The 21,697-nt window shown below is 42.2% G+C and carries 19 protein-coding genes; all 19 read left to right on the forward strand.

Annotated features, from left to right (window positions below; all coding sequences use genetic code 11):
- Positions 1–102 precede the first annotated feature (102 nt).
- Positions 103–675, forward strand: a complete 573-nt coding sequence (gene pth / locus GOP56_RS16295) for an aminoacyl-tRNA hydrolase (protein WP_163246072.1) — start codon at positions 103–105, stop codon at positions 673–675.
- 78 nt (positions 676–753) lie between these two features.
- The gene (locus GOP56_RS16300; protein ID WP_022586599.1) at positions 754–984 is read left to right on the forward strand and encodes an anti-sigma-F factor Fin family protein; all 231 of its coding nucleotides are present in this window, start codon (positions 754–756) and stop codon (positions 982–984) included.
- A gap of 210 nt (positions 985–1,194) precedes the next feature.
- A complete protein-coding gene (mfd, locus tag GOP56_RS16305) occupies positions 1,195–4,761 on the forward strand; it encodes a transcription-repair coupling factor (RefSeq protein ID WP_096887872.1) in 3,567 nt (1,188 codons plus the stop codon).
- Positions 4,762–4,804: 43 nt separating this feature from the next.
- On the forward strand, positions 4,805–5,899 hold the full coding sequence (locus tag GOP56_RS16310) for a peptidylprolyl isomerase (RefSeq protein ID WP_163246073.1): 1,095 nt from the start codon (positions 4,805–4,807) through the stop codon (positions 5,897–5,899).
- Positions 5,900–6,248: 349 nt separating this feature from the next.
- A complete protein-coding gene (spoVT, locus tag GOP56_RS16315) occupies positions 6,249–6,788 on the forward strand; it encodes a stage V sporulation protein T (protein WP_003333899.1) in 540 nt (179 codons plus the stop codon).
- A 192-nt stretch (positions 6,789–6,980) separates the two neighbouring features.
- On the forward strand, positions 6,981–8,630 hold the full coding sequence (locus GOP56_RS16320; protein WP_163246074.1) for a putative polysaccharide biosynthesis protein: 1,650 nt from the start codon (positions 6,981–6,983) through the stop codon (positions 8,628–8,630).
- 29 nt (positions 8,631–8,659) lie between these two features.
- Positions 8,660–10,126 carry a bifunctional methyltransferase/pyrophosphohydrolase YabN gene (gene mazG / locus GOP56_RS16325; RefSeq protein ID WP_163246075.1) on the forward strand — a complete coding sequence of 489 codons (1,467 nt, stop codon included), beginning with the start codon at positions 8,660–8,662 and terminating at the stop codon, positions 10,124–10,126.
- 26 nt (positions 10,127–10,152) lie between these two features.
- Positions 10,153–10,446 carry an RNA-binding S4 domain-containing protein gene (locus GOP56_RS16330; RefSeq protein ID WP_003333896.1) on the forward strand — a complete coding sequence of 98 codons (294 nt, stop codon included), beginning with the start codon at positions 10,153–10,155 and terminating at the stop codon, positions 10,444–10,446.
- A 110-nt stretch (positions 10,447–10,556) separates the two neighbouring features.
- Positions 10,557–10,841, forward strand: a complete 285-nt coding sequence (gene yabP / locus GOP56_RS16335; protein ID WP_018672314.1) for a sporulation protein YabP — start codon at positions 10,557–10,559, stop codon at positions 10,839–10,841.
- On the forward strand, positions 10,838–11,407 hold the full coding sequence (gene yabQ / locus GOP56_RS16340; RefSeq protein ID WP_035318804.1) for a spore cortex biosynthesis protein YabQ: 570 nt from the start codon (positions 10,838–10,840) through the stop codon (positions 11,405–11,407). Before yabP ends, yabQ begins: the two co-directional genes overlap by 4 nt.
- Positions 11,408–11,433: 26 nt before the next feature.
- A complete protein-coding gene (locus GOP56_RS16345) occupies positions 11,434–11,745 on the forward strand; it encodes an FtsB family cell division protein (RefSeq protein WP_003333893.1) in 312 nt (103 codons plus the stop codon).
- Positions 11,746–12,143: 398 nt separating this feature from the next.
- Positions 12,144–14,627 (forward strand): stage II sporulation protein E, encoded by a 2,484-nt coding sequence (gene spoIIE / locus GOP56_RS16350; RefSeq protein ID WP_163246076.1) that lies wholly within the window; start codon positions 12,144–12,146, stop codon positions 14,625–14,627.
- A 68-nt stretch (positions 14,628–14,695) separates the two neighbouring features.
- Positions 14,696–15,463 (forward strand): VWA domain-containing protein, encoded by a 768-nt coding sequence (locus GOP56_RS16355; RefSeq protein ID WP_254068436.1) that lies wholly within the window; start codon positions 14,696–14,698, stop codon positions 15,461–15,463.
- A complete protein-coding gene (locus GOP56_RS16360; protein WP_096887875.1) occupies positions 15,423–16,382 on the forward strand; it encodes a serine/threonine protein kinase in 960 nt (319 codons plus the stop codon). The genes GOP56_RS16355 and GOP56_RS16360 overlap by 41 nt, the downstream gene beginning before the upstream one ends.
- Before the next feature lie 13 nt (positions 16,383–16,395).
- Complete coding sequence (locus tag GOP56_RS16365) at positions 16,396–17,148, forward strand: threonine/serine exporter family protein (RefSeq protein ID WP_003333889.1); 753 nt, start codon at positions 16,396–16,398, stop codon at positions 17,146–17,148.
- A gap of 14 nt (positions 17,149–17,162) precedes the next feature.
- Positions 17,163–17,627, forward strand: coding sequence for a threonine/serine exporter family protein (locus GOP56_RS16370; RefSeq protein ID WP_003333887.1), 465 nt, complete (start codon positions 17,163–17,165; stop codon positions 17,625–17,627).
- A complete protein-coding gene (gene tilS, locus GOP56_RS16375; RefSeq protein ID WP_163246077.1) occupies positions 17,590–19,020 on the forward strand; it encodes a tRNA lysidine(34) synthetase TilS in 1,431 nt (476 codons plus the stop codon). Before GOP56_RS16370 ends, tilS begins: the two co-directional genes overlap by 38 nt.
- Positions 19,021–19,033: 13 nt before the next feature.
- The gene (gene hpt, locus GOP56_RS16380) at positions 19,034–19,573 is read left to right on the forward strand and encodes a hypoxanthine phosphoribosyltransferase (protein ID WP_003333885.1); all 540 of its coding nucleotides are present in this window, start codon (positions 19,034–19,036) and stop codon (positions 19,571–19,573) included.
- 82 nt (positions 19,574–19,655) lie between these two features.
- Positions 19,656–21,644, forward strand: a complete 1,989-nt coding sequence (gene ftsH / locus GOP56_RS16385; RefSeq protein WP_003333884.1) for an ATP-dependent zinc metalloprotease FtsH — start codon at positions 19,656–19,658, stop codon at positions 21,642–21,644.
- The last annotated feature ends 53 nt before the right edge of the window (positions 21,645–21,697 follow it).

The following is a 21,697-nucleotide window of genomic DNA, read 5'->3' on the forward strand; positions in this document are numbered from 1 at the left end:
TGCCGTTTTTTGACGGAAGAAGTCGACTTCCCTTGCTTTTTAAAAGGCTTACATTCATGTACAATGGAATTAAGTAGGTTATTTTGCTTGGAGGTAATTTCATTGAAAGTCATCATTGGGTTAGGGAACCCTGGTAAACAATATGAGGATACCAGACATAATGTAGGGTTTCTTGCAATAGATACATTAAGTAAAGAATTACAAATTCCGTTAAGCACGATGAAATTTCGTGGAATTATAGGAGAGGGAAATGTACAAGGCGAGAAGGTTTTATTAGTAAAACCACAAACCTACATGAACCTATCTGGAGAAACGGTAGGGCAAATCGTTTCTTTTTATAAACTGACAGCAAAGGATATCGTTGTCATCTATGATGATCTTGACTTACCGGTAGGCAAGCTGAGACTGCGGGAAAAGGGCAGTGCAGGAGGCCATAACGGGATTAAATCCATCATTGCTCATTTAGGCACACAAGATTTTAGCCGCATCAAAATTGGTATTGATCGTCCAGAACCGAGCAAAAGTGTGAGTGACTATGTACTGCACTCATTTTCAAAAAGCGAGTGGCCGCATATCCAAGATGCAATTCAATCAGCAGCAAAAGCCAGTGAAGATTGGATCAAAGGTGATAGCTTCCTGACAGTTATGAATCGTTATAATCCAACACGTGGCTAGTAGTACAGTATCGAATAGCTATAATATGCCCATACTAAGTGGAAGAAAGTACTATATTTTCACTTAGGGGGTAATCATATGAGTTACCGCTATGTATGTCGGTGTTGTGGCATGAAGGTGGGGGAAATTCAGCAATCGAATGTCTCCGAATGGCAGCTAGGCTTTCAATTCTTGACCCAACAGGAGCGCCAACATATAATATCCAAGGATGAGATAGGAAATACAGTTGTTCGCGTTGTTTGTGACTATTGTAAAGAGGCCCTTGATCAAAATCCTGATTTGTCGGTTGTAGGTAATCCGTTGCAATAGCAAGCCATTTTTACCTTTCAAAATGACACGGCATGAAAAGTAAGGTAGCCTAGTTTTTTAGAAGCTAAGGCTACCTGTGGATTTTCATCGATTGAATAAATAAATAACTTTTTCGTACAAACTGCGATGTGGGAAGGTTGATCTGCGCCGCAGTTTTAGTGCTGTAACCTATGTAGTAATAGGAGAGTAAGGTTGGAGAGGAGATTAGGGATGCAAGTCATCATTAATCGTATAAAAGAAGATTCCAATTTCGGAACCATTCTTGCTGGTTTGTCACAGGGCTTACATGAACAGTTGATGGCCGGACTATCTGGTTCCGCTCGTCATATTTTCATGGCTGCCGTTTATCAAGAGAGTAAACGCCCCCTGTGTATCGTGACGCATAATATGTTTCAAGCGCAAAAAGTGTATGAGGATGTAGCAGAGCTGCTTTCCCCAGAGGAAGTCATGCTTTATCCGGGTAATGAGCTGATTGGGTCAGAAATGGCCATTGCGAGTCCAGAGACATTAGCACAACGTATTCAAGTATTTAACCGTTTAGCGAATGGCTTCACGGGTATTTTGGTTGTTCCTTTTGCAGGTATTCGCCGCTTGACCGTACCTCACAATGTATGGAAAGAGGCCCAAATGACCGTAAGTCGTGGAGGAACTTTAGATTTACAAGACTTTTTAGAGAGAATGGTTGAATTAGGCTACGAACGAGTCGAGATGGTTGAACGTAAAGGCGAATTAAGTATTCGTGGCGGAATCGTTGACTTATTTCCTGTTGATTCGGACTGGCCGATTCGAATTGAGCTCTTTGATGATGAAATTGATTCCATTCGAACATTTGATATGGGTACACAGCGTTCTCAAGAACATTTAGAACAATATGTGATTGGCCCGGTAAAAGAGACAATTGTTTTTTCGTCGAAGCTAGTAGAGAGCGCTGCTTATTTAGAGAAAAAACTAGGTGAAACATTAGGTAACACCAAGGATGAGGTTGTAAAAGAAAGATTGATGGAGCAGATAGGGCGAGATATTGAATTAATGCGCCAGGGTAGCCGACCAGCTAATCTATACAGCTATTTATCCGTTCTGTATCCTGAGATGGAAACCATCCTAGACTACCTGCCTTCTGATACGTTAATGATTATTGATGAACCGTCCCGCGTCATTGATACTGCGGTACAATTGCAAAAGGACGAATCAGAATGGATTACTAGTCGTATCGAACAAGGCGATTTTATGTCTAATCTTATTCTGTCACAGTCGTATGATGAGCTCATTCATGGGCAGAAGAGACAGATAATTTATTTATCGCTATTTTTACGTCAAACCCCAAAAACGCATCCACAAAATATCGTCAACATGAACTGTCGTGCGATGCAAAATTTTCATGGGCAAATGAACGTATTAAAAAGCGAACTGCAACGATGGATAAAGGGTCAACATCAAATTATCTTCGCTGCTGCTGATGCGGAGCGCGCCAAGCGTTTGGAGCGAGTTTTAGATGATTATGAGATGGAAGCTGATTTGCTGCTAGAAGAGGTAAGAACAATTCCTCCAGGCCGACCTACTATTATTATTGGAAATATTCAAAGCGGTTTTGAAATGCCATTAAGCAAAATGGTTGTTGTTACAGAAGGAGAAGTCTTCACAGCAAAGCAGCGCAAAGCTCGCAAAGTAAATCAAAACATGAGCAATGCTGAGCGCATCAAGAACTACATGGAATTAAAGCCTGGTGACTTTGTTGTACACATTAATCATGGGATTGGTAAATATCTAGGAATTGAAACAAAGGAAATCCTAGGTATTCATAAGGATTATTTACATGTACAATACGCAGGCGGAGATAGCTTGTTTGTCCCTATTGATCAAATCGATCATGTACAAAAATATGTTGGCAGCGAAGAAGCTCAGCCTAAAATTTATAATTTAGGCGGAAATGAGTGGAAGCGTGTAAAGAGCAAGGTAGAAACATCGGTAAAAGATATCGCCGAGGATCTAATCAAGCTGTATGCACAACGAGAGCAAGCTGTAGGCTATAGCTTTAACAAGGACAGCTTGGAGCAAAGAGAATTTGAGGCGATGTTCCCGTATCAGGAGACCGTGGATCAATTGCGTGCCATCACAGAAGTGAAAGCTGACATGGAAAGCAAGCGTCCTATGGATCGTTTGGTTTGCGGGGATGTAGGATATGGAAAAACAGAAGTAGCGATACGTGCTGCTTTTAAATCGGTCATGGACGGAAAGCAGGTAGCTTTACTTGTACCAACTACGATTCTAGCTCAACAGCACTTTGAAACGTTTAAGGAGCGGTTTTCTGATTTTCCGATCAGAGTAGAGGTTTTGAGCCGTTTTCGTTCTCGAAAGGAACAAAATGCAACAATGAAGGGTCTAAAGGAAGGAACGGTAGATGTAGTGATCGGTACGCACCGATTGCTGTCTAAGGATATTGTATTCCGTGATCTAGGGCTACTGATTGTCGATGAGGAGCAACGCTTTGGTGTAAGCCATAAAGAAAAACTGAAGCAATTAAAAACCAATGTAGATGTACTAACGCTTACAGCTACTCCTATTCCGCGTACGCTTCATATGTCTATGCTAGGAGTTCGTGATTTATCTGTTATTGAGACACCGCCGGAAAATCGCTTTCCTGTACAAACTTATGTATTAGACTATAGCCCGGCTCTGGTTCGAGAAGCGATTGAGCGAGAATTGGCCCGTGAAGGACAGGTGTTCTTCCTGTACAATCAGGTACAAGGTATAGAACAAATGGCGGAGCATATTTCGGCCTTAGTTCCTGATGCTAGGGTAGCGGTTGCTCATGGACAAATGAATGAAAGTGAGCTAGAACGAATTATTCTCGATTTCTTAGACGGCAATTATGATGTGTTGGTAAGTACCACAATCATTGAGACTGGTGTCGATATTCCAAACGTAAATACGCTAATTATCTATAATGCCGACCGGATGGGCTTGTCACAGCTTTATCAGCTACGTGGGCGCGTAGGCCGTTCTAATCGTATTGCCTATGCGTACTTCACATACCAACGCGACAAGGTACTGACAGAGGTAGCGGAGAAACGGTTACAGGCTATTAAGGAATTCACAGAGCTTGGGTCCGGCTTTAAAATTGCGATGCGAGATTTATCGATTCGTGGTGCAGGTAATTTATTGGGAGCAGAGCAACACGGCTTCATTAATACTGTCGGATTTGATTTGTATACACAAATGCTGAAGGAAGCGATTGATGATTTACGTGGTGAGGTAAGGACAGAAGAGATTGCTCCTGTTCCACCAGTTGAAATTAATCTTCAAATTGATGCGTATTTACCTTCAGATTATATTACTGATAGTCGTCAGAAGATCGAGATGTACAAAAAATTTGTAGCAACCTCTACGATCGAGGAGCTGGATGATCTTGCTGATGAGCTGATCGACCGTTTTGGTAATATCCCATCTCCAGTAGATAATTTACTGATGATTTCACGTTTACGTATTCAAGCGATGGAGCATCATATTGTTGAGATTAGTCAGAAAGATCCTGATGTTATTAAAATCATTTTGGCAGAGCATCAAACCTCCAATATTGATGGTGGGGCTTTATTTGGCTTGTCTAGCAAATATGATCGCCGGATTGGGCTTTCAACGACCCAAGGTGGACAACAGATCATCGTAACTGTTAAAGTTAAGGGGTTAAAGATTGAGAATGGGGTCAAGATGGTAGTAGACTTAATTAATGATTTCCATCTGATTGAAAAGAGTAAGAGCCCTGACCCCTCGTTACACTAAATCCACTAGGTGCTAAAGGTGCCGAGAAGGGAGCTTTTGTTTCATGAAAAAGACAACATTTACGAAGGGTAAACGTATGTTGGCCCTACTTTCCACTACGGCATTAACGCTAGCGATTTTGAGTGGCTGCGGAGCGACTAATAAAGCCGAAACAGCACAACCAGCTAAACCAGGAGCAGAACAGCCGGCTGATAAGGAAGATCCGCTTGCGCAATTCCCGCCGGTTAAATTGCCTTTTACGGTTGATCCAAATGCTGCTATTTTTGAATATCAGGGCGGGAAGCTAACAGGCCAGGAGTTTGAAGATTTCCTACGTGCACTTGGCTTCATGAATCCTCCACAAGCCTATGCTATTGGAGTTTCTACACAAGAGATGGTTGATAACTACGCACGTCAATACCTAGCTACGAAGCTAAAAGCGGAAAAGGCTGACGAAGCGATTAAGAAAGCAGCAGCTACAGAAGCGGATAAATCTTTTGAATCACTAAAAGGTCAGTATATCCAAGTTCTCGGTAGCGAGGATAAATTTAACCAATTGATGAAGAATCATAACATCACAAAAGAAGCGATTGTGAAACAACTAGCAAACATTAACGCTTCTGTGAAGGTTATGGAAGGTGAAGTAAAAGATGCTGATTTGAAGAAGGCCTATGATACAGCAGATAAATCTGCGTATACAACAGCTTCTGTGCGTCATATTTTGGTTAAGTTCGAGAACCGTAAACCAGAGGAAGCAGACAAATTGGCAAAAGGCTATCTTGCCCGCTTGAAAAAAGGGGAGGACTTTGCCACTCTTGCCAAACAAGTGTCTGAGGACGAAGGCAGCAAAGCAAACGGTGGATTATATGCAAATGCTGACGTGAACAATTGGGTGCCAGAATTTAAGAAAGCTGCTCTCACCCAAAAAATTGGAGTCCTCAGTGAACCGGCAGTTAAGACTGAATATGGCTATCACATTGTGAAAGTAGAAGACCGTAAAGTAAAAACCTTTGATGAAGTAAAAGCTCAGTTGAAGCAGCAGGTGTTGGAGAAGAATTTCGAGCAATACACTACCAAAGATCTGGACGCGATTATTACGAAAAAATCTCTTCCAGAGGTAAAAGCGCCAGCTCCAGCGGCTACTCCTGAAACAAAATAGCATAAATAAAAGTAGCTCCTTTTGTAACCAAGCGGACTGTGTTTACAGTTTGTGGTTGATTACAAGAGGAGCTTTTTTATTGGGAAAATGTCAGTGCAGGACAGACCCATCAAAAGGTTATCTTGGAATAAAAAAAGCTGGTTTAATTTTGTTTTGATCGCATATTCTTCTTGCCAAGGCAAATACTATTATCACTCGCTACCGCCCGGGGGAGAGTACAAAGCAAGGTTAATTGGTAACAAATACAAATACAAGATATTAGTAAAAAGCGAGAAGATAGGAAATCATAGGAGTAAATCCTCAAAAAACTACAAAATCAATCTTCTCAAGAAAGCGAGGCAACAAGATTATGAAGGCAACTGGAATTGTTCGTCGTATAGACGACCTCGGACGGGTTGTAATCCCGAAGGAAATCCGTCGCACACTTCGTATTCGTGAGGGGGATCCACTTGAGATTTTTGTCGATCGTGATGGGGAAGTAATCCTTAAAAAATATTCTCCAATTGGAGAATTAGCTGATTTTGCTAAGGAATATGCTGACTCTTTATACGAAAGCTTAAATCATATTGTCATTATTTCCGATCGAGATACGGTTATTGCAGTAGCTGGCGCTTCCAAGAAGGAATACCTAGAAAAACCAATTGGCAATCTAGTAGAAAAATCATTGGAAGAACGCAAGAGTAAGGTGGAAAAAAATTCCGGCCAATATGAATTATGTCGTGATATGCCGGAGCAGTACTCATCTTATGTAGTAGCTCCTATCGTAGCAGGTGGAGACCCAATTGGCGCAGTGATCCTTGTCAGCAAAGCAGAAGCCAAAATGGGCGATTTAGAGCTGAAAATGGCAGAAACAGCCGCTGGATTCCTAGCTAAACAAATGGAACAATAATAGTGATTAAATAACGCAAGTGAAAAACAAGCCTTATACAAGGGGCTTGTTTTTTTTCACTTTCCCTACTACATGCAAGTAAACCACGAATGACCCACGTCTCATTCCCCTTGATTACTCACTTCCTCTGTGTGGTATAATGGACAAAGTTTCTGAACGTAGACTTTTTGTAAGAGGAGAAATAGATACTGTATGGCAGGAGAGAGAAGTGCGAATCATTTTGTCAAAGGTGCTGCTATTCTAGGTATTGCCGGCTTGCTCTCCAAGGTTCTCGGAGCGATCTATCGCATACCTTATCAAAATATCACAGGTGATGTTGGGTTATATGTGTACATGCAGGTATACCCGTTGTACACAGCCTTATTGATTTTGGCAACAGCAGGTTTTCCAATTGCCATTTCTAAAATCGTCTCAGAACGATTAGCAGTCGAGGACCATCTAGGTGCACGTAAGGCTTTCCGTGTAGCCAGCGTTTCACTAGGAATACTAGGAGTATTCTTTTTTCTCCTTTTGTATCTAGGGGCTCCTGCATTAGCTCGATTTATGGGCGATGAACAGCTTACCTTGCCGCTACGAGCCGTAGCATGGTCTTTACCATTAGTTCCGTTGGTATCCATATTGCGTGGTTATTTTCAAGGACAGCAAGACATGGTGCCTACGGGTGTATCACAGGTAGTCGAACAGATTATTCGTGTAATCGTTATTTTAGTCTCAGCTTACTGGATGATGAGTGCCTATCAGGATGCTTACCTTGCCGGTACAGGAGCAGTATTTGCTGCCTTTCCAGGGGCATTAGCAGCCTTTTTGGTTTTGTACTATTATTATCGGAAATCCAGACGATATTATCGACGCAGAGGGTATCGTAAAAAATTGCGTGCTCAACAGCTTACCGATACAGTAACGAACAAGCAAGTGCTGATCAGCATTTTACATTACGCAATTCCGATTTGTATCGGTGCTCTGGTGTTGCCGATGATTCCATTAATTGATTCGGTGACAGTTTCTAATTTGCTGCAATGGAACGGATATGAACTTGATATAGCAAAAGAATTAAAAGGAATTTATGACCGTGGACAACCACTCATTCAATTTGGAACGTTTTTTGCCACATCCCTTTCCTTGGCGTTAGTTCCTGCTATTAGTGAGGCTGTAGCACAAAAACAGGATAAACTGATCATGAATCGTACCGAGATGGCTCTACGCCTAACCCTGATGCTAGGGTTGCCAGCTTCAATCGGACTGGCTTTGTTAGCTGAACCAGTCAATATTATGGTATATGGAAATGATAAGGGTACCTGGTCACTTGCTATTCAAGCCTTTGTCATTGTGTTTGCGACATTAAGTATTGCTACCTCTGGAATCTTACAGGGCTTAGGGCATGTTAAATTACCAGCTCGACATTTGCTGATTGGTGTATTGGTAAAATTGTTGGCCAATCTTGCATTAACGCCTTTGTGGGGCATACAGGGGGCGGCAGTGGCCACAGTCCTTGCCTATGTGACATCAATGAACTTAAACATGAGGTCGATTCGCCATTATCTGGGGCTTTCCTTTAACATAAAGGAAATGCTGACTAAGCCTTTGATAAGTGTCGCTCTTATGTCAGTCATGGTTTTACTCGTTCAAGGCCTAATGAATCTAATTGTGGGTTCTCTGCTCGATAGCGAGCGTTTGGCTCAAACGATCGTCGGAGTTTTTGCAGTTACTGTGGGACTAGTAGTATATATGCTTTCCCTTTTATATACAGGGGGCATCAAACGCGAGGAAATTTTGTATTTGCCAAAAGGAAAGAGACTAGTCTCTCTTTTGGAGCGGTATAAGCTTTTACAGATTCGAAAATAGTCAGGGATTAAAGAACGGAGGATTCCTACATGGTGAACACCATTTATGTCGTAGGACTTGGGGCAGGCAATCTAGATCAAATGCCTCTGGGTATGTATAAACGCTTAAAACAGACCACGCATTTGTATGTCCGTACAGCTGATCATCCAGTATTAGATCAATTGGCTGAAGAGGGCCTTACTTACACGTCCTTTGATTCTATTTACGAAAAACATGACTCATTTGAACAGGTATATCAAGAGATTGCACGTGAGCTGTTATCTAAGGTGAAAACAGAAGGTGAAGTAACCTATGCAGTTCCGGGACATCCTTTAGTAGCAGAACGGACGGTGCAACTGCTACTAAGTCATGCGGTAGAGGAGCAGATAGAGGTAAAGGTATTGGGCGGACAAAGCTTCTTAGATCCACTTTTCGCTCGTCTGGCTATTGATCCAATCGAAGGATTTACCTTGTTAGACGCCACAAGTATGACAGCAGATCAAGTAAATCCGGGTCTACACACAGTTATAGCTCAGGTCTACGATCAAATGTCTGCTTCAGACGCGAAGCTCACCTTAATGGAAGTCCTTCCAGACGAATATGAGGTTATCGTTGCTACAGCGGTTGGGATAGAGGGTCAAGAGATCGTGGAGCGTCTACCATTATACGAGTTAGATCGAGTGGAGCATCTGGGAAATCTAAGTCTCATCTATGTACCACCTACCGTAGAAGAGTCAGTAAAGCAACGTCAATTCTCTTATTTAAAAGAAGTGATCGCAACCTTGCGTGGACCAGAAGGGTGCCCATGGGATCGGAAGCAAACGCATCAAAGCTTGCGTCGTTATTTATTAGAAGAAGCCTATGAAACAGTGGAAGCAATCGATTTGGATGATGTGGATGCGCTGTGTGAGGAATTAGGGGATGTGCTCTTGCAGATTATGCTCCATGCACAGATTGCTTCAGAGGAAGGCTACTTCACCATTGAAGACATCATTTCTACTCTGACAGCCAAAATGATTCGACGCCATCCGCATGTATTTGGAGAGTCGAAGGTAGCTGATGCCGATGCAGTGGTGGTGAATTGGGAGCAGATAAAAGCTCAAGAGAAAGCAGAGAAAGGGCCTGTGCCAGAAACAGCCTCCTTGCTTGATTCTTTGCCAAAGGATTTACCAGCGATTTTAGCAGCCGTCAAAATTCAAAAGAAGGCCGCAGAAGTTGGGTTTGATTGGGATGAAGTGAAAGATGTCTACGCTAAAATTGAAGAAGAGTACAAGGAGGTTCAGCAAGCAACTCCAGAGGAACGAACAGGTGAATTAGGGGATTTGCTGTTCGCTGTAATCAATCTAGCTCGCTTCATGAAGATTGATCCTGAACAAGCTTTAGCGCTTACCAATCTGAAATTTAAGCGTAGATTTCACTATATTGAACAGAGGCTGCAAGAAAAGAATAAGCAGTTTGCCGATATGACTTTAGAAGAGCTTGATCATTTTTGGAATGAGGCCAAAGCTCAAGAGTAGCCACAGCTACATAGAGGAGGAATACTATGCGTCTTGATAAATTTCTAAAGGTGTCTCGTTTAATTAAACGACGTACGTTAGCTAAGGATGTATGTGATCAAGGACGTGTCGAAATTAATGAACGTGCTGCAAAAGCTTCCAGCAATGTAAAAGTCGGCGATTCTATCTCCATTCGTTTTGGACAAAAGATCGTTACAGTAAAAGTTGAAGAGATCAAAGAAAATGCGCGTAAGGATGAGGCTGCTTCCCTTTACACAGTAATTGGTGAGGTGCCAGTGCCGCGCGATGAAAAAGAAGAAGATGAATACCTAAGAGCATAAGCAACAGTTCTAAAAGGACATCCCCCTCCATATCTTGGTACAAAGAGGAACATTTTGTTCCCGGCGTTTTGGATCGTACTCCAGACCACCAAGATAGGGAGGGTTTTTATATGATCGAACCAAATAAACGACCTCGCCATGAAATTGTCATGATCAATCGGCGTAGTTTGGCTATATCCGGGGTAAAAAAGGTGGAAAGCTTTGATAGTGAAGAATTTCTGTTAGAAACAGAAGGCGGTTTTCTTACTATACGCGGCCAGAATCTTCATATGAAAAACCTGAGTCTTGAAACCGGAGAAGTGGCCATTGAGGGTTTCGTTCATGACATGGGGTATATAGAACAGGGGCAGGCCGGAGATCGATCGAAAGGATTTTTCGGCAAATTATTTAAGTGAGTATCAGTATTCAGTTTCAGACCATGGCTTTCATGTCCCTGTGCGGAATTTTTATGGGGATGGGGTTTGATACGTACCATGTCATAAAAGGCAAGGGCCGCTTCCCACTTTGGGCCGTTTTCATATTAGATTTGTTATTTTGGTTAAGTAGTGTGGGAATTGTTTTTTATGTGCTGGTATGGGTTAACGATGGAATAGTGAGATTTCCGATCTATCTAGGGATTATTATAGGAGCATGGCTCTATTTCCTTATAGGTAGTAAGGTTTATATCAGATTTTTGTTAACTGTGCTAGAATGGAGTATATGGGTATTTCAGATCAGTGTTAAATTTATTGACTTTCTATTGATTAAACCGATAGAGATAATTTTTCATTTTATCTGGATTATTCTCGGGTTCCTTTTTACTGTGCTGGCAAAGATAGGATTGTTCATTTGGCGAATCATTTCTTGGCCATTGTCACCATTTGTTCCATGGGGTCGTAACTTGTGGAAAAGTATTAGGGGCAAAATGGCAGGAGCAAAGGAAAAACTGAAGAAATGGTTTACCAAGGAAAACAAAGAGTAAAAAGGTAGCAAAGGTGGAGAGCAGACATGGCCAAAGAACGTCCCTCTCAATCGAATAATCTAGGTCGTAAGCGCAGACTTCGTTTTATTATGTTCTTCGTATTCTGCTTCCTTATCTGGACGTGCTATACAGCATATCTTCAAAGCTCTGTCATTGCGGAGACGGAAGAACAAGTAGAAGCACTACAGAAAGAGGCAGGGGAAGTAAAAGAGCAACAGGAAGAGCTAACCAATAAGATGAAACGATTAGATGATCCAGAATACATCGCAGAGCTTGCACGCAAAAATAATTTTATGTCCAAGCCGGGTGAGATCATCTTTTTGATCCCCGATAATTAAGCCAATTGGGTCTAGCTAAAATAAATTTACGAAAACGTACAATAGATTTTAAAAAGAGGAAGGTCATTTTAAACAAATGGCGAATATAATATAACAAGCCCGTTTCGCCGAGCGCGAATCACCTGATGGCCGACGTTGAACGCAAGACGTCGGTTTTTTTTATTTCTTTGCTTTAATGTTTTAAAGTAATAAAGAAATATCTTCTATTCAATCCTCGACAGGTACTTCAATCAAATCGTATTGCCTTGGGCATAAATCCATGAACCATCAAATAAATAAACGAGATACGTTTGAATTTGTCGGACGATTTTAGGAATATGCCTCTACCGTTTGACAAAATTTACAACTATCCATTCGTATAATTGGGTACACAAAACTCAAATGGGTGGTGCTAGTCCATGTTCAATAAAAGCCAAGTAGTTTCTCCGAATGCTAATCTTTTTACTCAACAATTATCTAATCAAGTATCACAAAGGCTGGGGAGCTTCGGTGATAAAGCTGCTGCTTTTCTAAAAAAATGGCATATTCTTTCACTTACTATGGGTTTTTTATTAGGAAGAGCTCTTATTCTTGATGAATTATCTCCTTTTGTTGTTCCTTACTTCATCGTGATGTACTTTCTCCGCCGAGATACGTTGCTAGTAAGTTCATTGGGCATGCTGGCAGGCTCATTAGCTCACTCAATACCTCTAGGCATGCAGACGTTGCTTAGTATCATACTTGCTGCTGTTGTTTGCCGTATTGCGGAGAAATGGAAACGAAAAGATTTTTCCTATACTCCATTTATGGTTGTAGGGACCGTATTTGCTAGCCATCTGTTAGGCAAGGTTATTCAGAGTCAGGTCAACACATACAGTGTAACTATGATTGCGGTTGAAGCCATTCTCAGCTTTGTCTTAACACTTATTTTTATTCAGTCTTTATCCATTATTCACATAAATAAACCATTTGAGCCATTAAAAACAGAAGAAATTATATGTCTGGTTATTCTATTAGCTTCTTTAATGACGGGAACAGTAGGCTGGGTCATACAAGGAATCTCCATGGAGCATATCCTGTCACGCTACTTTCTACTACTATTCGCTTTTGTTGGAGGAGGGACGGTCGGGGCCGCAGTGGGGGTGGTTACCGGGCTCATTCTCAGTTTAGCTGACGTGAGTGCCTTACAACAAATTAGTTTACTCGCTTTTGCCGGATTATTAGCTGGACTATTAAAAGAGGGAGGGAAAATTGGTGTAGTAGCTGGACTCTTAATTGGAACTTCAATTCTAGGCATCTATGGCGGTGCGCACAGTGGGTTGTATCTCTCTTTAGTAGAGACCTCGATCGCCTCTTTCCTATTTTTATTAACGCCGGCTTCTATTTGGAAAAGAGTAGCCAGCTTCATTCCGGGGACCTCAGAGCATACACAATCTCATCAGGAATACATGCGGCGAATACGTGACATGACAGCAGGTAAAATTCAACAGTTTTCCGATTTATTTACCGAGTTATCCCATTCATTTGCTCAAACAGCCGAAATCAAAAATGGGGTAGAAGAGGAGGAGGTAGACCTTTATTTGAGCAAAGTGGCGGAGAGAACATGTCAGCTTTGCTGGAAAAAGGAGCAGTGCTGGGAGCGAGATACTCAAATGACCTACGATGCGATGAGTAGCATGCTGATTACGGTATTTGAGCATGGGACGATGGAAGGCGCAACTATACCAAAGGAGTGGGAAAAGAAATGCGTGAAAACAGAAAAAGTAATTCAAAATATGGAGCAAGAGTACCACCAGATGATTGAACATAATCAATTAAAAAAACAAATTCAGGATAGTCGTAAGCTGGTAGCTGATCAACTATCGGGGGTATCACGAGTCATGAGTGATTTTGCACGGGAAATTCAACGGGAAGGAGTTGCGTTAAGCCTGCAAGAGAAGCAGGTTTCAAAAGCGCTGGAGGGTTTAGGACTATCCGTAAGACGTGTAGATATTCATAGCTTAGAAGAAGGGAAGGTGGATATAGAAATCAGTCAGCCTAGTTGTTATGGGAGGGATGAATGCGCCAAGATTGTGGCTCCGATGCTTACCGAGGTTTTAGGAGAGAACATCATTGTGAAGGAGAGACACTGTGAAGCCTTTAAGGATCAGCATTGCAAAATGTGTTTGGCTTCAGCCAAAACCTATGAAATTGAAATTGGAGTGGCAGGAGCTGCTAAAGGCGGCAAATTACTGTCGGGAGATAGCTTTAAAACAATGGATTTAGGAAATGGAAAGGTGGCTGTGGCGATTAGTGATGGAATGGGAAATGGGGAACGCGCTTTTCTGGAAAGTCAATCAGCATTGGACATGCTGCAACAGCTCTTAAAATCGGGATTGGATGAAAAATTATCTATTAAAACAGTAAATTCGGTTTTGGCATTACGCTCATCTGATGAAATGTTTGCCACAGTGGATTTGGCAGTTATTGATTTACAAACGGCAATGACGCGGTTTATTAAAATTGGTTCCACTCCTTCATTTATTAAGCGAGGAAATGATGTGTTCATGGTATCGGCCAATAATTTGCCGGTTGGTATTTTAGAAGATATTGAAGTAGATATCGTAACAAGAAATCTAAAGGCAGGTGATCTATTAATCATGATGTCAGATGGGATTTTTGAGGCTCCCCGCCATATCGAAAATAGACCGATGTGGATGAAGCGATTAATCTCGCAACTTGAAACAGAAGACCCTCAAGAAATTTCTGACTTGTTGTTAGAAAAAGTGATTAGAGAGCATTGTGGTGAAATTGTAGATGACATGACGGTTCTAGTCGCTCGGATTGATCGATTTGTACCACAATGGTCGGCGATACAGGTCTCGGGAATGGAGAAGATGGAGCGGCCGCGTGTAGTAAGTTAAAGGTATGTTTTTTTCCTCCCTCGCCCATAATGGTAAAAAATGCTACCCAAGAAAGGGGAGGTATCTGTATGGCAAAGCCAGCGACGCTTCGTCAGATTTTGGTTGTGACAGATGGCTGCTCCAATGTAGGAATAAGCCCGATTGCTGCTGCAACCTTAGCCAGAGAACAAGGGATCACAGTAAATGTGATTGGAGTGGTAGATAAGCATGAAATGGGTGAGCAGGGGGAACAGGAAATCCGTGAAATGGCTCAAGCGGGGGGAGGACTAAGCGATATTGTTTATCCTGCCCAGCTAGCCCAAACTGTCCAAATGTTAACGCGAAAAGCGATGACTAGAACCATTCAACATGTGGTGAACAAAGAATTAAAGCATATTCTTGGCGGTGCTGAATTGGAAGGTCTTGCTCCTGAAAAGAGAATGCAGGTGGCAGGCATGGTAGATGAATTAGGCGAACAGAGTGCTTTGGAAGTGGTTATGATCGTTGATACATCTGCATCCATGAAAAATAAAATGTCAGCTGTACAGCAAGCTATCTATGATTTTAGCATTAGCCTACGTTCCCGCAGCGGGAGTAGCAGAATGGCCGTTTGTTCATTTCCTGGGAAAGAAAAGCACCTTGAAGTACGTATTCCCTGGACGGATCAAATCGAAAAGGCATACGAATTAACGGCTGGTTTAACGATGAGCGGAATTACTCCGACGGGTCCGGCCATTACGGAAGCAATTGCCTTGTTTGAACACGTGGAGCTACCTAAACCTTTAGCGGATCGCTACCGTACGAAGAAAAAAGAGAATGAAGAAGATGACGGTTATTTGCAAGACCATGTATTCTAATTCCTTGTTACCCGATGCTCCCCATTATTTTACGGGAAAATGGCACCATCAAACATATTCAGTGGTAAAAGAACTAGGTAGAGGAGCCAATGGTGTTGTCTACCTAGTTCTTCATGAAGGTAAAAAGGTAGCGATTAAATTAGGTGCCGATTCTATTGATTTATTAATGGAAGCAAACGTCCTCAAAAGTTTACAATCTCATAACCAAAAAATTGGGCCAAACATATATGATGTAGATGATATGATTGTAAAAGGCAAGGTGTATGCCTATTATGCTATGGAATACATTGAAGGGGAACGATTGGATCATAGCTTGAAGAGAGTAGGCAAAGAGTGGCTTATTTTGTTGTGCACGCAAATCCTGTCTCATTTACAAATCATTCATGAGCTTGGATATGTATTTGGTGATCTAAAGCCAGAGAATGTCATTGTTGTACAGGCTGGTAAGCAGGTATGTTTAATTGATTTTGGCGGGGTAACCAAGTCGGGTCATGCCGTACGTCAATTTACAGAAGAGTATGATCGGGCTACCTGGCAAGCGGGAGATCGAAAGGCTGATGCTACATATGATCTGTTTTCATTAGCCATCATGATGATTAAGCTTACTATTGAAAAAGAGAAATGGGCAACACTTCCGGTATCAGGGCGACATGTTCAAAAGCTTTATGATATAATACGGGACAACGAATTGTTAGCTCCTTACCGCCCCGTATTAGGTAAGGCATTGGATGGGAAATATCCAACAGCTCTTCACATGAAAGCTGAACTCTTGCAAGCGTTTCGACAAAAGTCAGAAACGAGGGGAGATGCACCCAACACCAAGAAGCCTGGGGAAGGAATAGGAAGCAAAATTATTGGGGGAATCTTTGTAGCCTCTATGCTTTTGCTTGCTGGCTCGTTGTATTATGTATGGATGTGAGGGATCATTCTGCATGACGTCCAATAATTATGTGATGGAGACGTGCCTTTTAGCTGGGGAGATTATGATTCGTAATGGAGCGGAAACGTATCGTGTAGAAGAGACGATGACTCATATTGCACATGCTGCAGGTATGAAAAGCGTCCATAGTTCCGTGACGACGACCAGTATTACTTTTTCCTTTAAAGATAATAATGGTGTGGATCGTACCCGAATGATTCGAATGCGTGACCGAACGATCAATTTGAACAAAGTAACGTTGGTCAATCAGGTATCTCGTCACTTTGTGTCGGGAGAGATTACCTTGGATGAAGCGCATATTCAATTAGAAGAGATTCAGAGAATGCGCTTTCAATTTTCAGATCGAGTGTTAAATCTAGCGGCTGGTATAGGCAGCGGCTCTTTTGCTGTTTTGATTGGTGGGACTTTTCTTGATTTTTTCCCCAGTGCTATTGCAGGGGCAATCGTCTTTGCCAGCGCTAATTATTTGTATCGCTTTCTTAAAATACCCTTTTTTGCCGAATTATCAGCCTCTTTTTTAGGAGGAATGTTTACGTTAATTGCTTCATGGCTTTTTCCCAATCATCTGCATCTTGGTGTTATGATTATAGGAGCGATGATTCCTTTGTTTCCAGGTGTAGCTTTGACGAACTCTGTGCGTGATTTAATGGCAGGCGATTTGGTTGCCGGAATGGCGAGAGGAGTTGAGGCAGGCCTAACCGCTTTAGCCGTAGCTGTTGCGGCCGCAGCTGTCTTGTCATTATAGGAGGGATTAGGCACATGTTGCTGGGAATGCTGTTAAGTTTTATTATTACCATTGCCTATGCTATGTTGTTTAATGCACCAAAACGCACCATTCTTTTTGCAGGTTTAATTGGACTGATGGGTTGGAATATCTATAAAATACTGCCGATGTTTGGAGCTGAGCTTACGCTTTCTTCTTTTGCAGCGGGAACATTTATCTCGCTGAGCAGCCGAATCCTTTCTGTAAAGATGCGTGTTCCTTCTACTAACTTTAGTATTGCGGGAATTATTCCATTAGTTCCAGGTTCGACTGCTTATAAATCGATGTTAGCGTTCATTAATGCTGACTACTTGGAAGGAATTACGCTTGGGGTCAAGACGATGATGCTGGCTGGGGCTATTGCTTCAGGTTTAATTCTTGGTCTCTCCATCTTCTCTCTATGGAAAGGAATCGAGGCACGTTATGTACGAAAAGGTACAAAAGCGAATGGAGCAGGATAGGCTGCTTTTGCCACATGAATCGATTGTGGTAGGCGTTTCTGGCGGAGTAGATTCTACAGCGCTGTTGCATATCTTAAGCAAAATGAATGAACAATATCAGTACGGTTGGAAGTTGTACGCTGTTCACTTGAATCACGGGTTTCGTGGAGACGAGTCTGACCAAGATGCCGCATACGTGGAGGACTTGTGTCATACATTAGGAGTTAAGTGCTACTCCTTCTATGAAAGCGTGCCTGAAATAATGAAGGAAACCGGTCAAGGACCGCAAGTGGCAAGTCGTGAATTACGCTATCAATACTACCGGCAAGTAGCAAAAGAAGTAGGGGCTACTAAAGTAGCGCTTGCCCATCATGCTGATGATCAGGTAGAGACTATTCTGTTTCGCATGATGAGAGGTACTAGTCTACATGGATTTACTGGCATGCCGCAACGCAGATGGCTTCATGCAGAGCAAATCGAGTTGGTTCGTCCGCTTCTGCATGTTTTTCGCGAGGAGCTAGAAGCTTACTGTGAGGCGAATAACCTGCAACCGAGACACGATAGCAGCAATGATTCGCGCAAATATAAACGCAACTTATTACGGCACGAGGTGACACCTCATTTACAACAAGTAAACCTAAGATACAGAGAACACGTGCTTCAGCTAGCAGAGATGGCCAAAGTGGATGACGACTACCTGCAAAAGCTGAGTCAAGAGGCGCTAAATAGGATAATTGTAAAGCAGGAATCTGACAAAATTATCCTAGATAGGAAGTGCTTAAAAACTTTTGACCTTGCTTTACAAAGGAGAATGATTCCTCTAATATTAAGTTATCTCACAACTGAAACGGAGTGGTCTCTGCAGCATGTGGAGGCCGTTTTGCGTATCATTTTCGAGGAAAATCCTTCTGCTGTACTACATCTACCCTCCCATATTTTTGTAGAGAGGGTCTATGAGCAGGTATGTTTTCGTAGGCAAAAAGCCACTGCTCATGATTTTTCCCAGCCGTATTCATACCCTATTACCATACCTGGTACGATATGGATAGAAGAGGCGGGAATGTTCATACATACAAAACGGTATGATTCATTAACTGATTTACCAGATCTGTTATCTTTATCTCCTTATAGTGCTGTATGTGACGCCGATGCCTTGGTAGGCGACTGCATCATTCGCAGTAGAATGCCGGGTGACCGTATTCAACTCGGTACGGCTGGGCATTGCTACAGTAAAAAATTGAAGGAGCTATTTATTGATGAAAAAGTACCAAAAAGCAGGCGTGATCGAATTCCTATCTTAGTAGTCGGGGACCGAATTATTTGGATACCTGGAGTAAAGCGATCGACGCATGCCATGATACATGAGAAATCCCGTGCATTTGTTATCATACAGGCGGATTTCAGAGAAGAGTAGCAGGAGGTTACATATGAATAATGATATAAAAGAAATTATGCTTTCGAAGGAAGAAATTGATCAGAAAGTCAAAGAACTGGGTAAAATCTTAGCAGATGAGTTTCGCGATAAAAATCCGTTGGTTATTTGTATCTTAAAAGGTGCCGTTGTTTTCATGGCTGATCTTTTGCGTGAGATGGATATTAAGTGCGAGATGGATTTTATGGCAGTATCTAGCTATGGCAACAGTACGGAGTCCTCTGGTGTTGTGCGTATTCTGAAAGATTTAGATACAACTGTTCAGAATCGTCATGTTCTAATTGTGGAAGACATCATGGACAGTGGTTTGACGTTAAGCCATTTGGTAGAGCTATTAAAGCAACGTCATGCTGCGTCCGTGAAAGTAGTAACGCTACTAAACAAACCGGAGCGTCGTAAGGTAGATATTTCTCCTGATTACAGTGGCTTTACTATTCCTGATGAGTTTGTGGTTGGTTACGGTCTGGATTATGCTGAGACCTATCGCAATCTTCCTTATATCGGTGTTCTAAAACCTGAAGTTTATTCGAAATAGACAAGAGCTAGCTAGGTTGTGAATGGGTTTTACTCTATGCTAAAATAATGGAAGTGTCTTTTTTCGTGAGAGGAGGTAAGCAATGAATCGTTTTTTTCGGAATACAGGTTTCTATTTACTGATTTTCCTTGTCACGGTAGGGATTGTGAATTTTGTCCTCTCCGGAACCGATAAGATGGCTCCAATTTCTTATCAGGAGCTACGTAATCACCTCAATCAAGACAACATTGCAGAGGCATCTCTTCGTGTTGAGGGAGGTACATATCGGGTAGAGGGTAAGCTCAAACCAACTCCAGCCGGTCAGGAATCATTCTATACCAATGCACCGATTTATGATGAACAACTAGTTAAACTGATCAATGATAAGATTGATGCTAAGAAGATTAATAAGGTGGAGTATAAACCAGCAGAGGGTAACAGCATCTGGCTAACATTCCTAACTTCTATCATTCCATTCGTGATCATCTTTATCTTGTTCTTCTTCCTGTTAAATCAGGCACAGGGCGGCGGAAGCCGAGTTATGAACTTCGGTAAGAGCAAGGCGAAGTTATATAACGACGAAAAGAAAAAAGTTACATTTGAAGATGTAGCTGGTGCTGATGAGGAAAAAGCAGAGCTTGTAGAGGTCGTAGAATTCTTAAAGGACCCACGCAAATTTGCTGCCGTAGGTGCCCGTATACCTAAAGGGGTACTTTTAGTAGGTCCTCCAGGTACAGGTAAAACATTGCTTGCACGTGCCGTTGCTGGTGAAGCAGGCGTGCCATTCTTTAGCATTTCAGGTTCTGACTTCGTAGAGATGTTTGTCGGGGTTGGGGCATCACGTGTACGTGATTTATTTGAAAATGCAAAGAAAAATGCTCCGTGTATCATATTCATTGATGAAATTGATGCCGTTGGTCGCCAACGTGGTGCTGGTCTTGGCGGTGGTCATGATGAACGTGAACAAACGCTAAACCAATTGCTCGTAGAGATGGACGGTTTCGGAGCAAATGAAGGAATTATCATGATTGCAGCAACCAACAGACCTGACATTCTTGACCCAGCTTTATTGCGTCCGGGACGTTTTGACCGTCAAGTTACGGTGGATCGCCCTGATGTACGTGGTCGTGAGGCAGTTCTGAAGGTGCATGCACGTAACAAACCATTAGGCGAGGACTTGAATTTGGATATCATTGCTCGCCGTACGCCGGGCTTCACAGGTGCTGATCTTGAGAACCTGTTGAATGAAGCTGCATTGCTTACAGCGCGTAAAAATAAGAAGCAAATCAACATGCTAGAAGTAGATGAAGCGATTGACCGCGTCATCGCTGGTCCTGCTAAGAAATCTCGTGTCGTAAGCGAAGACGAGCGTCGTCTAGTAGCTTATCACGAAGCAGGTCATACAATTGTTGGATACCATTTAAAACGTGCTGATATGGTACACAAAGTTACGATTATCCCACGTGGGCAAGCAGGCGGATATACCGTTATGCTGCCAAAAGAAGATCGCTTCTTTGCTACCAAAACAGATCTGGAAGATAAAATTGTGGGTCTGCTTGGTGGACGTGTTGCGGAAGAATTGGTTCTGGGCGATATCTCTACTGGAGCGCATAATGACTTCCAACGTGCTACAGCAATTGCACGTAGCATGATTACCGAATATGGTATGAGTAATTTAGGACCAATGCAATTCGGTCAATCTCAAGGGCAAGTATTCTTGGGACGCGACATTGGACACGAGCGTAACTACTCTGAACAAATCGCTTACGAAATTGACCAAGAAATGCAACGGATCATTAATGAACAATATCAACGTTGTAAGGACTTGTTGATTCAATATGGAGATCAGTTAGAAGCGGTTGCACAAACCTTGCTTCGCGTGGAAACACTTGATGCTGAACAGATCAAACAGATCATTGAAAACGGCAAGCTGGATAAAGAACCTGGGGAGGATGTTGTAGTAAACATTCAATCCAAGCCTGAAGAGCCAGTTAATCAAGTAACCATTGATAAACTGAACCAAGAACCAAAACCAGAAGCTACAAAAACGGATGAAACAGTAGACCATCCTGATAACCAAGAACCGAAATAAGAGCGCCGGATGGTGCTCTTATTTTTTTCTCGATGATATTTTGTCAATGACAA

The sequence above is a fragment of the Brevibacillus sp. 7WMA2 genome (assembly GCF_010748895.1).
In the GTDB taxonomy this organism is placed as follows: Bacteria; Bacillota; Bacilli; order Brevibacillales; family Brevibacillaceae; genus Brevibacillus_B; species Brevibacillus_B halotolerans.